Source organism: Pseudomaricurvus sp. ABR4_320 (assembly GCF_056159445.1).
Genome location: NZ_JBSWVF010000009.1, coordinates 1 through 16,903, shown reverse-complemented (window position 1 = coordinate 16,903; position 16,903 = coordinate 1). Strand labels below are relative to the sequence as shown.

Annotated in this window: 23 protein-coding genes and 2 pseudogenes; 10 read left to right on the top strand and 15 right to left on the bottom strand. The window is 46.1% G+C overall.

The window, feature by feature from the left end:
• Positions 1-267: 267 nt before the first annotated feature.
• The 4 genes from ACXAFR_RS17640 to ACXAFR_RS17625 form a co-directional block, all read right to left on the bottom strand.
• Complete coding sequence (locus ACXAFR_RS17640) at positions 268-576, bottom strand: TRADD-N-associated membrane domain-containing protein (RefSeq protein WP_475179091.1); 309 nt, start codon at positions 574-576, stop codon at positions 268-270.
• A gap of 115 nt (positions 577-691) precedes the next feature.
• Positions 692-1,186, bottom strand: a complete 495-nt coding sequence (locus ACXAFR_RS17635; protein ID WP_475179089.1) for a hypothetical protein — start codon at positions 1,184-1,186, stop codon at positions 692-694.
• Positions 1,187-1,236: 50 nt separating this feature from the next.
• Positions 1,237-1,767 carry a hypothetical protein gene (locus tag ACXAFR_RS17630; protein ID WP_475179088.1) on the bottom strand — a complete coding sequence of 177 codons (531 nt, stop codon included), beginning with the start codon at positions 1,765-1,767 and terminating at the stop codon, positions 1,237-1,239.
• Between the two features lie 227 nt (positions 1,768-1,994).
• Positions 1,995-2,990 carry a hypothetical protein gene (locus ACXAFR_RS17625; RefSeq protein ID WP_475179086.1) on the bottom strand — a complete coding sequence of 332 codons (996 nt, stop codon included), beginning with the start codon at positions 2,988-2,990 and terminating at the stop codon, positions 1,995-1,997.
• A gap of 424 nt (positions 2,991-3,414) precedes the next feature.
• Here ACXAFR_RS17625 and ACXAFR_RS17620 point away from each other — a divergent pair, with 424 nt between their 5' ends.
• From ACXAFR_RS17620 to ACXAFR_RS17605, 4 genes are all read left to right on the top strand, one after another.
• Positions 3,415-3,837 (top strand): hypothetical protein, encoded by a 423-nt coding sequence (locus tag ACXAFR_RS17620; RefSeq protein WP_475179084.1) that lies wholly within the window; start codon positions 3,415-3,417, stop codon positions 3,835-3,837.
• A gap of 166 nt (positions 3,838-4,003) precedes the next feature.
• A complete protein-coding gene (locus ACXAFR_RS17615; protein WP_475179082.1) occupies positions 4,004-4,327 on the top strand; it encodes a hypothetical protein in 324 nt (107 codons plus the stop codon).
• Between the two features lie 21 nt (positions 4,328-4,348).
• Positions 4,349-4,939, top strand: coding sequence for a hypothetical protein (locus ACXAFR_RS17610; protein WP_475179080.1), 591 nt, complete (start codon positions 4,349-4,351; stop codon positions 4,937-4,939).
• A gap of 25 nt (positions 4,940-4,964) precedes the next feature.
• The gene (locus ACXAFR_RS17605) at positions 4,965-5,156 is read left to right on the top strand and encodes a hypothetical protein (protein WP_475179079.1); all 192 of its coding nucleotides are present in this window, start codon (positions 4,965-4,967) and stop codon (positions 5,154-5,156) included.
• Positions 5,157-5,492: 336 nt separating this feature from the next.
• On the opposite strand, the gene ACXAFR_RS17600 is transcribed toward ACXAFR_RS17605, so the two are convergent.
• From ACXAFR_RS17600 to ACXAFR_RS17590, 3 genes are all read right to left on the bottom strand, one after another.
• Entirely contained in the window at positions 5,493-5,945 is a 453-nt protein-coding gene (locus ACXAFR_RS17600; protein ID WP_475179076.1) for a DUF7079 family protein, read from the bottom strand.
• Positions 5,946-6,144: 199 nt separating this feature from the next.
• Positions 6,145-6,312 carry a hypothetical protein gene (locus tag ACXAFR_RS17595; RefSeq protein WP_475179435.1) on the bottom strand — a complete coding sequence of 56 codons (168 nt, stop codon included), beginning with the start codon at positions 6,310-6,312 and terminating at the stop codon, positions 6,145-6,147.
• Complete coding sequence (locus tag ACXAFR_RS17590; protein WP_475179074.1) at positions 6,312-7,061, bottom strand: AraC family transcriptional regulator; 750 nt, start codon at positions 7,059-7,061, stop codon at positions 6,312-6,314. Before ACXAFR_RS17590 ends, ACXAFR_RS17595 begins: the two co-directional genes overlap by 1 nt.
• Before the next feature lie 260 nt (positions 7,062-7,321).
• Between ACXAFR_RS17590 and ACXAFR_RS17585 the strand changes: the two genes are divergently transcribed.
• The 4 genes and pseudogenes from ACXAFR_RS17585 (at position 7,322) to ACXAFR_RS17570 (ending at position 8,721) form a co-directional block, all read left to right on the top strand.
• Positions 7,322-8,110 (top strand): SDR family NAD(P)-dependent oxidoreductase, encoded by a 789-nt coding sequence (locus ACXAFR_RS17585; RefSeq protein ID WP_475179072.1) that lies wholly within the window; start codon positions 7,322-7,324, stop codon positions 8,108-8,110.
• Positions 8,079-8,255: pseudogene (locus tag ACXAFR_RS17580) on the top strand (IS256 family transposase); the annotation flags it as partial. The gene ACXAFR_RS17585 and the pseudogene ACXAFR_RS17580, both read left to right, overlap by 32 nt.
• A gap of 2 nt (positions 8,256-8,257) precedes the next feature.
• Positions 8,258-8,461, top strand: a complete 204-nt coding sequence (locus ACXAFR_RS17575) for an SDR family oxidoreductase (RefSeq protein WP_475179070.1) — start codon at positions 8,258-8,260, stop codon at positions 8,459-8,461.
• A gap of 50 nt (positions 8,462-8,511) precedes the next feature.
• The gene (locus ACXAFR_RS17570; protein ID WP_475179069.1) at positions 8,512-8,721 is read left to right on the top strand and encodes a hypothetical protein; all 210 of its coding nucleotides are present in this window, start codon (positions 8,512-8,514) and stop codon (positions 8,719-8,721) included.
• 113 nt (positions 8,722-8,834) lie between these two features.
• On the opposite strand, the gene ACXAFR_RS17565 is transcribed toward ACXAFR_RS17570, so the two are convergent.
• From ACXAFR_RS17565 to ACXAFR_RS17555, 3 genes and pseudogenes are all read right to left on the bottom strand, one after another.
• Entirely contained in the window at positions 8,835-9,863 is a 1,029-nt protein-coding gene (locus ACXAFR_RS17565; RefSeq protein ID WP_475179068.1) for a methionine synthase, read from the bottom strand.
• 112 nt (positions 9,864-9,975) lie between these two features.
• Positions 9,976-10,877, bottom strand: a pseudogene (locus ACXAFR_RS17560) (putative oxygenase MesX).
• Between the two features lie 518 nt (positions 10,878-11,395).
• Positions 11,396-11,572 (bottom strand): DUF7079 family protein, encoded by a 177-nt coding sequence (locus ACXAFR_RS17555; RefSeq protein ID WP_475179432.1) that lies wholly within the window; start codon positions 11,570-11,572, stop codon positions 11,396-11,398.
• A 190-nt stretch (positions 11,573-11,762) separates the two neighbouring features.
• On the opposite strand from ACXAFR_RS17555, the gene ACXAFR_RS17550 reads away from it, so the two are divergent.
• Positions 11,763-12,014 carry a type B 50S ribosomal protein L31 gene (locus ACXAFR_RS17550; protein ID WP_475179066.1) on the top strand — a complete coding sequence of 84 codons (252 nt, stop codon included), beginning with the start codon at positions 11,763-11,765 and terminating at the stop codon, positions 12,012-12,014.
• Positions 12,014-12,157, top strand: a complete 144-nt coding sequence (gene ykgO, locus ACXAFR_RS17545; RefSeq protein ID WP_475179065.1) for a type B 50S ribosomal protein L36 — start codon at positions 12,014-12,016, stop codon at positions 12,155-12,157. Before ACXAFR_RS17550 ends, ykgO begins: the two co-directional genes overlap by 1 nt.
• 76 nt (positions 12,158-12,233) lie before the next feature.
• Here ykgO and ACXAFR_RS17540 read toward each other — a convergent pair whose 3' ends face one another.
• The 5 genes from ACXAFR_RS17540 to ACXAFR_RS17520 all read right to left on the bottom strand — a co-directional run bounded on the left by ACXAFR_RS17540 (position 12,234) and on the right by ACXAFR_RS17520 (position 16,652).
• Complete coding sequence (locus ACXAFR_RS17540) at positions 12,234-13,013, bottom strand: nucleotidyltransferase domain-containing protein (RefSeq protein ID WP_475179063.1); 780 nt, start codon at positions 13,011-13,013, stop codon at positions 12,234-12,236.
• A 218-nt stretch (positions 13,014-13,231) separates the two neighbouring features.
• Positions 13,232-13,855, bottom strand: coding sequence for a hypothetical protein (locus tag ACXAFR_RS17535; protein ID WP_475179062.1), 624 nt, complete (start codon positions 13,853-13,855; stop codon positions 13,232-13,234).
• A gap of 59 nt (positions 13,856-13,914) precedes the next feature.
• Positions 13,915-14,829: an EamA family transporter RarD gene (gene rarD, locus ACXAFR_RS17530; RefSeq protein ID WP_475179060.1), complete on the bottom strand. Its 915-nt coding sequence runs from the start codon at positions 14,827-14,829 to the stop codon at positions 13,915-13,917.
• Between the two features lie 372 nt (positions 14,830-15,201).
• A complete protein-coding gene (locus tag ACXAFR_RS17525) occupies positions 15,202-15,663 on the bottom strand; it encodes a hypothetical protein (RefSeq protein WP_475179059.1) in 462 nt (153 codons plus the stop codon).
• A gap of 89 nt (positions 15,664-15,752) precedes the next feature.
• A complete protein-coding gene (locus ACXAFR_RS17520; RefSeq protein WP_475179057.1) occupies positions 15,753-16,652 on the bottom strand; it encodes a peptidoglycan DD-metalloendopeptidase family protein in 900 nt (299 codons plus the stop codon).
• Positions 16,653-16,903 lie beyond the last annotated feature (251 nt).

Genomic DNA, 16,903 nt, shown 5'->3' with positions numbered 1-16,903 from the left:
CCCATCGCAGGCGCAACTGTAGAGCTTCTTAAAACGAATATACAGGCTGTTTTAGATGCCAGATTTATGGTACGACGGACAGAATCCAAAAAGGATCGAGAGATCGGACGAAGAGTTGCAACATTCGTCGTGAACGCAAGCCCTACTCGTTCTTTGAACCCTTGCGTTCGCTGCTGATACGACTGCGTTATTACAGAGCCATAAGAAACGTCCGATAACGCGCAGCCTGTAAGGGATTTAACGTGGGTTGACGATACAGCTGCCCCCCTAGGGAACCAGCTTACGTAATATGCCTTTTAATACGGCGTGTTCTCTGTTTCTCTTCGACATGTACAAGCCAATCGACGATATAAAAACAATCAGTGATCCAACAATCGCCGTAGGAACCAAAATAAACGTCAACGACTCTTGATGAAAGTTTTGAAGGGTAAGGATGATCCCCGCTATCGAGACGAGTCCGCCAAATACGAGAAACGTCGAATACAGGCGCATTTGTATCCGTATTTGATTGTTGGAAGGTAAGCGGTCCATAACTCGCTCTAGAGTCTGACGCTCACGAGCACTTAATTTTCCCATAATATGGCACCTCCCTTTCACCAATAGAACGACTATAAAATCAAAACTAAGGAACCTCTCTCCATCGAATTCCCGAGCGATTGGTTCTTGTCAGGGAATTCAACAGAACGAAAGGTCATTGCAGTTTATTATACTTTCTTACTCGATTCATCCGCCGAAGTATCTTTTTAGAGTGATTGAAATGGTGTTCTTCCACCTCAATAGACATATCATCACTGGGCGTGAAAACCTGCTGTAGAGCAACGAGGCGTCCATTGCCTTCGAATGCGATGTAGCTACCATCACGATCTTTAACCACTTTCACGCCAGAAACAGAAGGGATGTAGTGAAACAACACCTCTCTGGTCAACACCTTTTTTCGCAATAGTTCTGATTTTGACTGGCGTAAAATATGGGCTCTATGCTCTGTTGCACGGATAGCGTTTTCACGGTCAATCGCATGAATCTGTTTTATAGAAAATAACGGAATAATACTGTAGGAAGAGGACATCTTCGTTCGATGAATGTCGAGCACCGTTTTCGCTAACAAAAGATCCTTTTTTTCGAGATCTTTGACTTCCGACCTTTTACCCAGTAGGTAAGTGAAAAATTGACCCAATTTACTGAACATATTGCACATCAAAGAGAAACTGGAAAATTCGGCGATCCTCAACCTTCAGGCTACCATGAATGATTTTCAACCCATTCCTTAAAACCAGGATAAGATAAGTTCGCGCGTCGAATCGTTTCCTCCGCCGTTTCCGGCAACTGAAAATTGTAGATCTTTTGAACAAAACACCGAAAGGGTTCTGTCTCATCATAATCCTCCCCCACCTCGGTATGATCCTCCAGCCCAAGTTCGGTATACCCAAGGCATAACAGCATACAAAATTCCCGGGCATTGAGTGCCAGAACCGTCAATTGACCTTCGGATCCGAACATGACAATTGGAGCCTCTTCCGGATCCAAGTCGTCAACGAGCCAGATCGCATAGACATCACCGCACGCTCCCCTTCCAAACGGCATGAAGCGATCAACACAATCAGGATGCTTTTTAAACCAGAGACGCAAATCACTCATCCCGAAGTCAGATAGCTCGAAACAGCCGCTGATCGGATAGCCATGAATGTCCAGATACTCACAAATATGCACGATTGCCTTTGGCAATCGCTGGCCAAGATGGAAGGTTCTTTCAATAGTGTCTTTGATCATGGCTATTTTATTCGTTGATAGTCAATTTTATGCGCATAAACGCGTATCCAAGAAAGTAGCTAGGTTCGCTTATTTTTTGATGGAATGATTGTCGCCGATTGATGCAGCTAGGATAAACGAATACGCAAATTGCCAAACCCAATGCAGTAGGGCTAGCGCCCCAAGTCTACATGAATGTCGTTACGGCGTGCTCATGACACAATATATTCATTACAACACGCTCGCGCCTAACAATCATACTGGTATTCACCGAGTTCATACGGACAATTTAGCGCTTTGGCAAGGGTTTCAGCAATGGTATTGAAACCATCTGGATGGCTACAACTCGCGATAGTGCAGGTCTGACCCTCACTCAAATCCGGCTTGAGCTTTAGGTAGAGATAGCTGCCTCCACCTCCCTTGGCTGGCAAAATTCGGCCAACGGCAACCTTCTCAATGCGATTAACGTCGCATCGTTGAAAGCCACAATCCTGTAATAAAAAGAGGCTCTCCTTATCGCGGCTTATATACAATTGTATCGGCGAATCAGGCTGGACCACATGTATATCTCGCTCCCGGTCTTGATCACGAAAGCTTCGCCAGAAGGGACTTTGCCGGATATAGGCAGACGCCCTCGCCTGGTAATTAGCCCCAATGACATAAGGCAGCTCAAGAGCGGAGGATCCTGCAAATTCTGCTAAGTCCTGTGGACTGGCAAAACTCGTCAAGCCCGTTTCGATTTTTACATGACATGCCTCTTCCCGCTTGCGATCAATCCAAGCGTATGTTGTGTTTTTGTCTTGTAGAATTTTAGGCCAAATGATCAACTGAAGACGAGCCGGCGGATAATGCCATTCACACCTAAACACATTGGTATTTATGGTATCAATATCAGCCCCAGATGAATGAGTTGGCGGGCCAAGTATTTTACTCACCTGTGCTTGCCAGTAATCGAATTCTTCAGAAGCTGTCGGTTTGATTTTCTTAAAAATCCCATCGAATTCACTGGGAGGCAAATACAACAGCGCTGCCGAATCAGTAAAGCTCAAATCCAGATACATTTTCTTGAAGACATTCGCTGAATGGGCGATGGTTATTTTACGTCGCTTCGATACCCTTTCTTCAGACACACCGAAGCGCTCAATCAGAGATTGCTTGGTTTCTAACCAGGGAATCTCCGAAGCCTCCAAATAAGCCCATATAGGGTTATTTTCTATCTCTAATTGGTTTGGGCGATAGGTCATATATCTGTGGCTTTCAACAATGGAACGAAAAAGGATGAGCGTTCCGCCATGTGGTACGGCAGGTTATGTCGGCAGTCAAACCTTAGAGTACAACATGCTAAAATATATCCGTTTTAGAAAGCGTCAATAAACGAAGGTTATCGGCGATTTGGACTGTTTCAGCGAAATCTTTCGTCAAAGAATAGGCGCCTATCGTGAAACATGTTTAAAATACCTGCCACGTAAAAGTACGTTCAGACTATTATTGTATAGAGTAAATGTTTAAGACAGCAGTGAGTTTTCTCTTCAACATGAAGACCCAGATTCAACCATCCCACCTCAGTACTAAAGGTCGTTCATATTAACAGCCGCGAGTTGAAGCGAGCAGAGTAATGAATGGGCCTACACTGCAGCAAAGTTAGAGATACGAATAAGGCAGCAAACCATGGGTGACTTCTTTCAGACCATCGTTGACTGTGATGCTTCGGAAAGCGAAGCTGCAATGTTGAGCCAGCGCGTGTGCCATTGGCTTCTTGACCAACAGATCATGGGCAAGCATAAAATGGACAATATCCTCAGCGAAACAGAACTGGGCTACCCGCCCGGCCAAGCTTACCATCTGGCAACCACCGGCCAAGATTCACACTTCCTATCACTTCTCACAAATGGACTTGCCGTCATTACAACGCGTAGCCTGTTTCATCCTGGTCAGGGTGGTGGTGACGCTGTTTGTTCCACCTGTGGTACTCGATTTGAAGTGGGAACTAAAAGCTGGGATTACGCCGTGGATGAATGGTACAGCAACCGAGGCCCAGGAATTTTGCCATGCCCTCACTGCGGCGCAGATAAACCCATAGATCACTGGTAACACGATCCGGCCTGGGGGTTTGGTTGTCTTGGTTTCGAATTCTGGAATTGGCCGCCCCTGAGTGAAGGCTTTATTGAACAAATCACCTCACTCCTGAATCACCGCACAGTTTTCGTCTCTGGAAAACTGTAAACAGATCAACTGCACGTTTATTGAAAGGTTATAAATGAAACAACTGATCGTCCTACTTTTAATTATCGTTACGGCGTCCTGCTCAAAGGAGCCAAGCCGAACGTTTACACCCGCGGAACCCACACCACCAGCCGCAACCACGGATCTTGCAGCATTTCTACGGAACGCCCCCTTTGCCAATGAATGGCGACCAGATGAAGGCGACAAAGACAGAATCGTCATCACTAACATCGAGAATGTTTTTCCAAACCTGGGCAAATTTCGCAACGCCTCAGATACCTTCAATTCTGAGTCAAAACATGATAAACCAAACGACTATTACGAAAAGGAAACGGTTGTTTACCAAGATCCCACCTGAGGGGAACTCTTCGTTCACGGTATGCTGTTGTATGACTATGAACCCCTTTTTCTTCGCGAAAGTGAAACTGTTTCTGGAAACGTTGTTTTTAGTGGAGCAAATAGCATCTATCAGCGGGATTCATCCTATCTGACAGAAACCCAACTAGTCACGAAAGCCGACAGTAGCAATTCAGCCGTTTATATCAATCAAACTACTCAGAAGTACCTACAGTATTTTTTTCAGCGCGGCCAATTCGTTGGCCAGATCGGCATCCCTTTTGGAGAACACAGTGAAGACGAAGTACTCAACAAGCTGAAAGACGTTGTCAAAGTCATGAATCCGAATGACAAGGTCATTCTGGAATCAACCGTTGAGTCTCTCGCCCCCGCCACAAATCCCGCTAGTCTATGGCGGGACCCGTACATTGACGTCTACGCAGGCGGTAGAGGATTTTTGCCCCTATTTAGTATGCGTCTTAAAGACACTCCGTTTCAAGAAGAAGCCGGCGAACAAACCAACGCAAGAAGTGCTGATATTTCCTACGCCTACGAGGGGTCAATGGGCAATGTATGGCTGTCAGTCACCAGCGACGTCGTTGAACGAGAAGCAGAAGAAAGCGCTTCCGCATGACCTGGAGCTGACCAACGAGGTACATTTGACGGGCCCCTCCCCTATTTATATTACGGTTAGCCAGCAAGGGGCTAAGCAAATTGAGGCCAGCGCCCTGGCTTTCAAATATTCCTATACTGACTCAGAGTATTTTCGCATCACCTTTCGATACAGCTACCCTGCTGAGGATACAGCGGCGAAAGAGATGATTGAAGGTATTTTGGCCAGTTTGAGATAAACAGTGGCGTAAAAATAGCCAGCAAAGTGCTAACCATGAAGGATTCAACTGTTTAGCGCTTTGTGGTCAGCCGCTGAAAAGGCACTCTGGAATTTATACCTGAAAATTTTACGCAGAGAGAAAATCCAAGCCGGTTTTACTGACTGCAAGATACATGACTAAGAAGACTGATGTCGGGATCGCAACTAAGGCAGCTTTCGTAAAGGCTCCGTGGTAGATGTTTAACCAATATCGCTCTCAATTGCTTACCGGCTTTCCTGCGTATATTTTTTTGTAAACGGTGCTTGCAATCATCCAAGCCAACGGCGCCCGAACAAACACTTTTCATTGAATAGACTACCAAAAGCGCCACCACTTCTTAAATGACAAAGCCGTTTTTACAGGCACCGGTTCGCTACCGGCCAACAGGGCCTCACAGTAAGCTCTCGGCAGATACTGCCACAGCTTGAACAGCTCTTGCTTCGTCATTTCAACGACTGCATTTTTCGAAATAATGCCGGCATCAAGTAAAGGCACTCTGTCTTGTGATAGGACGGACAAGATCCTCTCTCGTAACCAATCGGGACTAAACCCCGCCCATTCACCAGCGATGCTGCGTAAATTGTCGCCGCAGGCGGGAAACACTTCATTCCAAAACAGATCACTGATCTCTTCGGGTGAGTAGCCTGATGCCACTATAGTGCGGCCGATATGTTGATAGTCGATATCGCTCAGCTCTGTATCCAATAACAGGTCAGAAAGCGCCTCCCAAACCGGCAGCCTTTTTTCAATATCATCATCAGAAAGCACTGCTCTATTCCGGACCGATGTAAATATACGAGATCTCATAACCACTGTGGAGAGTGTCCTTAGCCCCATGATATGCCTTCAGGTAACGTAAAACTGCTGTATTCGATGTGCAGTACTCAACGCCGTGATGCTAGGGCTGAAAAACAATAACGTTAAGCTAAAGATTTTAGTAATAAGGTGATAAAGGGACTATGGAACATTAAGACTCAGACGATTCTCTCTTCAGTGTGCTGTCTGATCGATGCTGTAAGGCATCCTGCTTCGGCGATCTTTGATAGAGCCGTCGATATTCTCGAGTATACTGAGATACACTTTCATAGCCTACATCAAAAGCCGCGTTGCTGGCCGAAACGCCCTCCTCAAACATTAAGCGACGAGCTTCCACCAGACGCAATCTTTTTGAAATTGCCCAGGCGTCAGCGATGTCATTTTTTTGAAGTTCTTATGGAAAGCGGTCACTCCCATAGTCGCCGCCTCTGCGAGTTCATCCACGGAGAGGCGGGAGCGGTAGTTTTCACGCAGCATCAAAACCGCAGCGGCAAGACGACCAGAATAACTAGCGGGGTCAGAAAGATCCCTTAACGCTGAACCATGCTGACCCGCCAGCAGCCAATAGTGCAATTCACGCATGATGGACGGTTGCAGGATCGGCGCCGCAGAAGGACGATCCAATAGATTTATCAGCCGTAACAGACAATCTAACACTTCGTTTTCTGTCGGCTCAGAGAATAGCGTATCGACACCAAATGACGTGTCTACATCCTTGTGAGCTTGCACATCCATGACAATGTCACGCAGTAACGTCATTTGCAACTCCACGGCCACCGCGAGATAAGGAAGATCGACACTCGCCTCAACAATACGACCAACAACCGGCATATCCGCACCGACGATGACCGTTTGACCACCGTGAAAAACCCGCTCCTCGTTACCGACAACCATATGTTTCGCGCCTTGCAAGACACAACAGATTAGAGGCCGATAGACAGAATGCATGCTCTTGCCCGGCGCATCCACAACCATCATTCTCAAGCCTGACACGGGCGTAAACGTCAACCCATCCCGATTCCGGTGACGACGTCCATAGCGGCTGACTTTGTGTTTTAGCATCTTCATGGCGATCTCTTTAAAACTTCAGAATGACATTCGCAGTCTCGCATAGGCCGCCTCTCAAAGCCGCAGAAAAAGGCAAGTTTTACGCAGTCTCTGGCAAGCTTTTCACCACCAGAAGGATAAAAATGCTCTTAAGAGCTCACCGGCCAGAATGTCATAAATCGCTCAGTGTTACCGATGCGAGCGCGCGATGAGCGATTATATTTCTTTGGTATTGGGCGAGTTCACGCCATGGCAAAACCAAACGTAGAGAGGAATCTACCATGACCAAAAACGAGAATGAACCCAAAACGAACGGACTGTCGCGTCGAAATGTTCTAGCAGGTGCAAGCGCCATTGCGACAACAGCTGCAATGGCACGTACTGCGGGAGCGGACGCTAGCACGAAGCAAGGAACCAATACATCCGCAGACAGCGGACAAGATAAGGTCGCACTCGTCACCGGATCCTCCCGTGGCATCGGTGCGGCTACCGCGAAGCATCTGGGTCGCATGGGCTATCGGGTCGTGGTTAACTGCGAAGTTAACAAGGATCTGGCGGCACAGGTGGTTGAGGAGATTAAAGCCAGTGGAAGTCACGCCATCTGGCGACAAGCCGATGTGCGAGATCCCGAGGCAGTAAAGGCGCTCTTTGATGCAGGAGAGGAAGCCTTTGGCGGAATCGATGTCGTCGTCGCCAATGCCGGCGTCATGCACTTAGCGCCCTTCGCAGAGATGACCGATAAAGAATTCCACCACATGATGGATGTCAATATTCTGGGCAGCTTTCAAACTCTGAGAGAAGCTGCCAGACGAACTCGTGATGGCGGCAGAATCATTACCCTCTCGTCGGCCATCAATAAATTTCGTACCGCAAACTACGGCCCCTATGCCGCGTCCAAAATGGCTCAGGAGATCTACGCAACCGTGTTGGCCAAGGAGCTCGCCGGACGGAATATCTCCGTCAATGCGGTAGCGCCGGGGGTGGTAGTGTTCAAATTTCTGTGTCATCCCTTAGACTGGACTCCAAAGGAGACGACACATGCCCAACACAGACCAGCCCTTCGACCTTGAAGAAGCCATCGCCCATATCAAAGCTGGAAAGCCACTCAACGGCAAGGATGGCTTACTCACCCCTCTGATCAAGCAGATCACCGAGGCTGCGCTACAAGCCGAACAAGAGCAGCCTATCGCCAACGATGATACGCCCAATCGTAAAATTTGAACGCCCTCCCGGGGGTTGTTAATACCACCTTGTTTACGGATGGCAAAACTCAGGAGCAGATAGCGCCCCTTATCCAGCGCACCCCACATGGCCACTTGGGTGAACCCGAGGACATCGCCCAGGTGATTGCTCAACTTTGCGACAAAGAGTCTTATCGGGTGAACGGACAAGCCATTTACGCAAACGGCGGCATTGCATGAGTATGTCCTCCACAGTTTAAAGCTTTTACATTGAACAATCCCTTTAGTCTATGGCGGACCTTTTACATTGGACTGGCCCCTCTCCAGTTTATATTACGGTTAGCCAGCAGGGGGCTAAACAGATTGAGGCCAGCGCCCTGGCTTTCAAATATTCCTATACTGACTCAGAGTATTTTCGCATCACCTTTCGATACAGCTACCCTGCTGAGGATACAGCGGCGAAAGAGATGATTGAAGGTATTTTGGCCAGTTTGAGATAAGGTATCGAATACCTTCCCCTTTAGATTGCTGACGACTAAGGGCTGCGCTTGCTCAGCCTTTAGTTGCCTGAATGCTAAAATCTCAATAATTTACTCAACGCTCTTCTTTCCTACTAGGAATTAAGCTCCTTTCTTACGATATCAGCGCCGGCACTTAGGGCATTAAGCTTGGCAGATGCTACCCTGCGAGACAATGGTGTCATTCCGCAGTTGGTACATGGATAGAGCTTTTCCGCATCGACAAACTCAAGCGCATGCCGCAGCGTATTGGCAACCTCCTCTGGAGTCTCAATAGAACTGTTTGCCACGTCGATAGCTCCAACCATCACCTTTTTACCACGAATAAGGTTAATGAGTTCCATCGGTACACGGGAGTTATGACATTCCAGAGAGATCAGGTCGATATGAGAACTTTGTAGTTTCGGAAATATTTCTTCGTATTGCCGCCACTCTGACCCCAGAGTTTTTTTCCATTCTGTATTAGCCTTGATACCATAGCCGTAGCAAATATGTACCGCTGTTTCACATTCCAAACCTTCAATAGCTTTCTCTAATGCAGCAATACCCCAGTCATTCACATCATCAAAAAAGACATTAAAAGCAGGCTCGTCGAATTGAATAATATCAACACCAGCCGCTGCGAGCTCTCTGGCCTCCTCATTGAGGATTTTTGCAAATTCCCAAGCTAACTCTTCACGGCTTTTATAATGATCATCATAAAGCGTGTCTATCATAGTCATTGGCCCAGGAAGTGCCCATTTAATAGGTTGCTCAGTTTGCTGGCGTAAAAAAGTAGCATCGTTGACAAAAACTGGTCTTTGACGAGAAACAGCGTCAACAACTACCGGCACGCTCGCGTCATAGCGATCGCGAATTTTAACGGTTTTACGCCTGTCAAAATCTACGCCGTTGAGGTGTTCGATGAACGTTGTAACAAAGTGTTGCCGTATTTGTTCGCCATCACTAACAATATCGATACCCGACCTTTGCTGATCCTGCAATGCCAAAATGAGCGCATCCTTTTTGCCGTCGATCAACTCATCGCCCTGTAATTTCCAGGGCGACCAAAGTGTTTCGGGTTGAGCAAGCCAAGACGGCTTAGGCAGGCTACCTGCCGTCGATGTCGGTAATAGTTTTTTCATAGTAGATGCTGTTGCAAAATGAAGTGAATGGAAGATAGTACCCAAGACGCCCTAACCTAGAAACTGGTGAGATTTGATTGCAAAAAGTGGATATTTAAAGTGATAACCAGAACTAAAGAACGTAATTTTCAGACCAACTTTCCAATATTCTTTGGTATGGTTTGATAAAGTTCTCTTCGGCAAAACGTCCCTGCTTTAGAGCCAGAGTGCTCCTTTCTTCTCGATCATATATTATTTGAGTTAACGAATGATCCCGATTATTTAAACTGGGTTGATATCGATGTCCAGCAACAGAATTCGCGTTGTAAATCTCAGGGCGATAGATTTTTTGAAAAGTCTCCATAGTACTGATGGTGCTAATCAACTCTAGATTTGCGTAATCATTGAGTAGATCACCAAAGAAATAAAACGCTAAAGGTGCAGCGGTATCGGGCGGCATAAAATAACGAACCTGCAACCCCATTTTTTAAAATACTGTTCAGTTAACGAAGATTCATTTGGCTGATATTCAAAACCCAACACTGGATTCTGATTTTCAATACGATGATAAATTTTATTATCCGAAACACTCAAACATATTACCGGTGGCTTATTAAAATGCTGGTTATAAACTTCGGAACTCACAAAAGACTTAAAGAGCTTTCCATGGAGATCACCAAAGTTATCTGGAACACTAAATTTTGATTTACCCCTATTATGCTCTAGCAACAATACGCTAAAATCATAATCCCGCACGTAAGATGAAAAATTATTGCCTAAGATGCCTTCTATACGATCATTGGTTTTGCGATCAACAATAGTGGTTTTAAGTAATTCGATTGATGGGAAGGTATAGCCCCTGCCCTCAACATCCATATCAACGGAAATAATTTCTAACTGGAGAGAATAGCGATCACCTTTAGGATTATCCCAAGCTGCCAAAGCGTTAAAACGATTGTCGATCATCCTCAAGGTATTGCGCAGATTCTCTTTCCGCATATCACCCCGGGCTAGATTAGCAAAGTTCGTCGTAATGCGTGTACTGTTCGATGGCTGATAGTTTTCATCGAAAACATTTTTTTTATGGAAAACACAAAGTCTTTTTTCATAGTGATCACGTATACTGTGTCTAAGAAAATATGAATGTCGTAATGGCTTTTTCTGGATCTGCTATTCCTTCGATTTCACCTTATCCACAACGTTTGACTTCGTGGCGACCAAAGCAACCGAAGAACAATCGTATCCAGTTAAAAGCGGCAGATGCTTTATACTGGGACTGAACCATGAAAAAAAGTGGTATTAATTCATCAAAGCATTAGCGGGACTCATATTTATAGGGAAATCGCCTAAATCGCCAAGATGACAGACCCGTTTTTATAGATACCGGTTTGCCTTCATGAAACACAGCCTCACTATAGGCTTTCGGCAAATTACTGGCACAGGTTAACCAGCTCTTGCATCATCATTTCGACAATTACGTCTTTTGAAATAATTCCAGCATCAAGTAAAGGCGTACTCTTTCGCGATAGGATGGACAAGATGCTTTCTCTCAGCTAAACGGGTCGGAGCCCAGTCCATTCGCCAGCGATAATCTGCAGATTGTCGCCACAGACGGGAAACGGCTCATTCCTAAAGGGATCATTGATGTCTTCGAGTGAGTAGCCGGATGCCCCTGTAATACGGTCAACATAATAATCGTCGATATCGTCCAGCTCTGCATCCATGAACAGGTCAGAAACCGCGCCCTAAACTGGCAATCTTTTTATTTCATCATCAGAAGGCACTGGTACTTCCCAGTTCAATTTAAATAGCCTCTTATTTTCGAAGCAAACCCCTCTTCAAATTTAATGCTAATGAGAGACATTTGCATTAAGTGGCGTAATGTTATAATGTTTCATTTTTACGGTCAGAGATTAACTCATGAAACCTAATATTCATCCGGAGTATCGAGATGTTTTATTCCACGACACTACGTCTGATAGTTACTTTGTTATAGGTTCCACCTTAAAAACGTCACACACTGCGGAGTTCGAGGGTAAAACCTACCCCTATATGACGCTTGATGTTTCAAGCGAATCACATCCGTTTTACACAGGGAAACAGCGGATTGCTCAAAACGATGGCCGAATCGCCAAATTCAAAAAACGATTTAATCGAGGGATGAAACGGTAATGCAAGTTTTAAGCTCGCTCAAAAGCGCCAAATCAAGGCATCCAGATTGTCAGGTGGTAAAGCGCAGAGGTCGCATATACGTTATCTGTAAATCCAATCCCCGCTTCAAATCAGTGCAAGGTAAAACGAAAAAGCGGAGTTAAGCAATGGTCAGTATATCCATGCAAAATTTGTCGTTATTCTTGCCATTAGCTTAGACTTTCGGCTCGAACGCACGTTTTACACCTCCAAGACATCGTGGAACAAGCAGTTCAACATCGACATTTCTTGGTCTCGTGAGCCGGGATGCTCACGGTAGTCGTCTAGGCGAGCCAGTTCGCCTTCGATAAATTCGTTAAGCTCCACAATCGGAGGTGCAGTTTCTTTTTCAAGGCTGCGCTTCTTCCGCAGTAGCAGCTCGTCGATTCGCGCGCTAAGGCTTTTATCATCCGATAGCAGGGCTTTTAAGCGATGAAACTCAATCGGTGCAGGTGAGCCGTACCGCTCAATCCACAGGATCGAGAGCAGCGGACGAAGCACGTAAAAGTATTTCTTCAAGGGCACCATATCGCCTTTTAAATAGCCACGATAATTCGTCTTAGCCATACTTCGATAATGGTAAATTCCCTTTTCCGTGGAATAGGTCGCAGGAACCAGACTACGAGCCATTTGCGCAAAACGCCCCTCCTCAACATACACAATCGGTGACTGCAGCCATTCTATGAACGCAGGGTTGGATTTCCAAAATAATCTGAGAGCCTTTCTAACATCCCAACCACTGATATCTATTTCGTCGATAATCTCATATTCAATAACGTCTCGCTTTTCCTCAAGATCAACAGCGACATACCAATCCTTTGGATGCGCGTAAATAAATCGGACATCATAATCGCTGTTCGGAGACTCAAAACCCCACGCCCGACTGCCGGATTCCACTGCGTATAGAACCCGAACTCCATGCTCCATTTCTGCAGCGCGGATTCGCGCCATAATGTCTTTTTTGATACGTTCTTCGATCATAATTTTCTATGGTTTTGCAAATGGTGACTTTCAATCAATACAGTAGACGGACAATCTATTGACTCATGCAAATGGGTATTAGAGAAATGCTGAAAGATAGTGTCGACAAGGAGCGACTGCGTACAGTGAGCAAACCATATACTGAAATAAGAGTCTTCGCGTGTACCACCTCGCCAGAGCCAAAATCCAAAAGGCTTACATTAAGAGGTGTTCATCGGTTAATCACATAAGTTGTGGCAAGCCTGACTTGTAACAACGCCCATCAAACGGCCCGAGCGTTTCGAGACTCCAACAGCAAAAAGCACCACCCCGCTGCTGAAGCCTAAACGTTCATTGGACCGCGCCCCAACAGACCGCTCGTATTTCACCAGATCGTGAATCAGCACATAATACAAATGTTCGTCAATAACACAGTCCTTTAATTTCTGGTGCAAACGAAAGCTGTATTCCTCAGGGTTTTCGTAATTAAAAATATACTGATTAACACTATCCGTATGGATTTCATCGTTCTCGGTATTTGGCTGATATCCGGGATAATCAATATTTACCTGAGCTAGGTGTGAAATATGCTGACTTTTAAAATGAGTAACCGACAGGGAATGCAACACCTGTTCACAGGTCGGCAAATTCCTCTCGAGGGCATGAGCTAACCCGCATGTAAACGGGAGAATGCTGCTATCCATAGCACCATAAGCACAATAGCAGTCACGAATACTACCCAGAAATTCGAGATCACGTTGAGATATATCGTCGATTTGATCCTCAAACGTGACTATACCGTCACATTCGACCAATTTAACGCTTAGTGGATAATGCTCTTCGCTTATCAGAGGCTCAAACATGGGAACTTCCAATGAATCGTTTTGTGACGTTAAGTTACTAGCAAACGCTAAGCGTTGAATCACAGTGGCTGCAGGGTTCTTCTCTGCATTCGATAGGCCCGCAGAGAATCAGCGCTAAACAAGATTAGGGCGCACCACACAAAGCCAAAGGTTACCAACCGAGACTCATCCAGCGGCTCCCCGTAAAGAAAGACCGCTAACATAAACATCAATGACGGACCTATGTACTGAAAGAATCCCAAAGTGGAATACAAGATTCGTCGCGCGGCGATCGTAAAGCACAGCAACGGGGCCGTCGTCACAATACCAGCAGCGAAGATCCAGGCGTTGAAGGACATCGTATTCGCCAACATGTTACTCTGCTCGCTGGCAAATCCAGCCCAATAAATCAGCGCAACGGGTAATAATATCAGGCTCTCAATAAACAACCCTGGCATAGCCTCAACCGCCACACGCTTTCTTAATAGGCCGTAGATACTAAACGTAAACGCCAGTACCAGTGCAATCCAGGGTACTTCGCCGTACGACAGGATTAGAATCGCCACGCCAATGAGCGCCAACCCTACCGCAATCTGTTGCAAAGGCCGAAGCCTTTCACCAAGAAAAACCCGACCAAAAAACACATTAATGAGCGGATTGATGTAATAACCTAAGCTGGCGTCCAGGATATGGTCGTTGTTTATCGCCCAGATAAACAAGAGCCAATTTGACGCCAACAATAACCCGGCAAAGAAAAGCACCTTCATGACCTGGAACGACGCCAGCGCCGCCCTGACCTTTAGCCATTGTCCAAGCGCGATCACCAAAACAAAAAGCACCACGGCCGACCACACAATGCGGTGCATCAGGACATCCATTGCCGGCATTGCTCCCAGCTGCTTGAAATACAGCGGTGCGAGCCCCCACATTAAGTAGGCAGCAATAGCACTGATTACGCCAATCTGGGTAGCGCGGTTATCGGTAGCGTTCGTCAAGGATAACTCCAGGAAAAGCGACGTTTTGACAATAAGCGGAGCCGCATTGTCACGGCAGGCACATAAAAATACAACGTATCGATGAAAGTATGCCTACCTATCACCCTTGAGACACCGGACGGCGAGCCAGTCAATCGCTTTTCACCGGGGAAAAGCGCAGCCCCTAGAGCTCCGGCTGATAATGAAACATCCGAAGTTGATGCTTTCCCAGCGACAAGCGAACGTGATTCTTGCAGCCCCGGCAGTGGCGTCCTCATTGGAACGAAGCTCTAGAGCGGCAATTCCACCACCAACGTCAGATGACCATGGGTAGCTACCTTATGCCACCAAACCTCTCGCAGAAATCAAACAGCGCCGGATGACCTACCATCTCTATTGCTCAGTACTCCCCTTTTCACATTGGGCCACACCGATGGTGGCGGGAGCTAAGGGAATTTTACAATGACCGAGAAAACTTGGGCCCCTATTTAGGAATACTTCAAACCTGACAATTAACGAATCGTCCCTAAAGTAAGTCCCCTCCTCATAAAAGCCTGCATAGTCATCTGTAATGACTAAGTCTTTTCCCTCAAAATAATAATCTGCGATCTGTATATCGGTAGGACATAGCTGAGCAAACGCAATCCGTTTACCCTCTAATAGACTGAGTGATTCGATCACAATGCACGGATTGATCTCAGAATTACTCACGATGGCACGAAAAAAGCCGCCCCCTTCTGGCCATGATGTTGAGATTACCTCATCAATTTCAATCGGGATAACCGGCTGATTGCTGTCATTCGCCATACAACAGAACGACATCACCATCAGCACAAGAGCGTTTACATTTCTCAATCAGTTGCCTCCTTGCTTAAGAAGTTTTTCAGACCATTGCTACTAAAGACATTAGTAATGTTGGACCAGACTACTTTTTTGCTGGCAAATCAAAACCCCTTACCCAGGCCTTCAACTTTCATACCCGCCTTTGGGATAAACACGTCGCCCTCATTTGAGCCAAATTTAAATGGCGTGGAGATACTTTTAAAATTCGAATTCTTGCGAATGACGAAATGAAGATGAGGGCCAGTCGAATATCCGGATGAGCCCGATCTCGCCAAGAGATCACCAGTCTCGACCACTCCTCCGGCACTTACTTTAGCCGTACCACTGAGAATATGTGCATAAGTGGCGTAGGTGCCATCATCATGAAGTACTTTGACAAAATTGGCTTTATCGAGAAAAAAGTCATTTCTGCCACCCATGTGATAATCATCCTTCACCCAAATAACAGTGCCGCCTCTGGCTGCGCTAATATCCGTACCAACCGGTAATGCGATATCGACAGCATATTGATTTGGCGGTTCAGAATGTGAAAAACGCCCGTTGAACGATTGGGTGATTTTATGAGAAGCCATCGATGAAATCGGCACCTTGTAGATATATTCATCCTCGACCGCGCTGGGATCTCCGAGACACCAACCATAGCGAAATCCGTCAATTCTACTCTGGCTTTCAAATAGGACTTTTTGGCTTGCTGAAGGCACAACGAAGCCTTTAAAGCCTTCAGAAAATTCCTTTGATTTTACTTTAAACTCGACGGGAGCATAGAGTGGATTATCTGCGACAATCGTGTATTTACCCTTTGAATAGCGATGAAAGACTCGCGGACTTGGCTTTCGCTTTGCTCTTTCGTATTCAATACTCTCAAAAGTATCGTCTTCAAGATGTACAGGCCGCTTGTCGGTAAATACCCACTTGCCATTTTCGTTCTTATACTTATAGATCTCTTGGCCGAAAGCGTCATAGGACAAGAAAAGTAATAAAATAAGTACTTTCTGGAACACTCTTGACCCGTACACCCAACACCCGCTTAGCACGTTACTATTCTATCATCCGAGGAATGCCACGATTCTCATCTCAAACAATCCTCCGATGGCATTTTTTCATCATACGCCCCGCCCAAATCGCCTCCAGAGCCCTGTAACTATCGGCGCCTCAATCAGCGGGAAGCTCAAACCTCCCTCTGTTTCTACCCTGCTACTATCGACTTAACGATGTAAGTGTATTAACTATAGACTGACTCTAAGGAGAATTC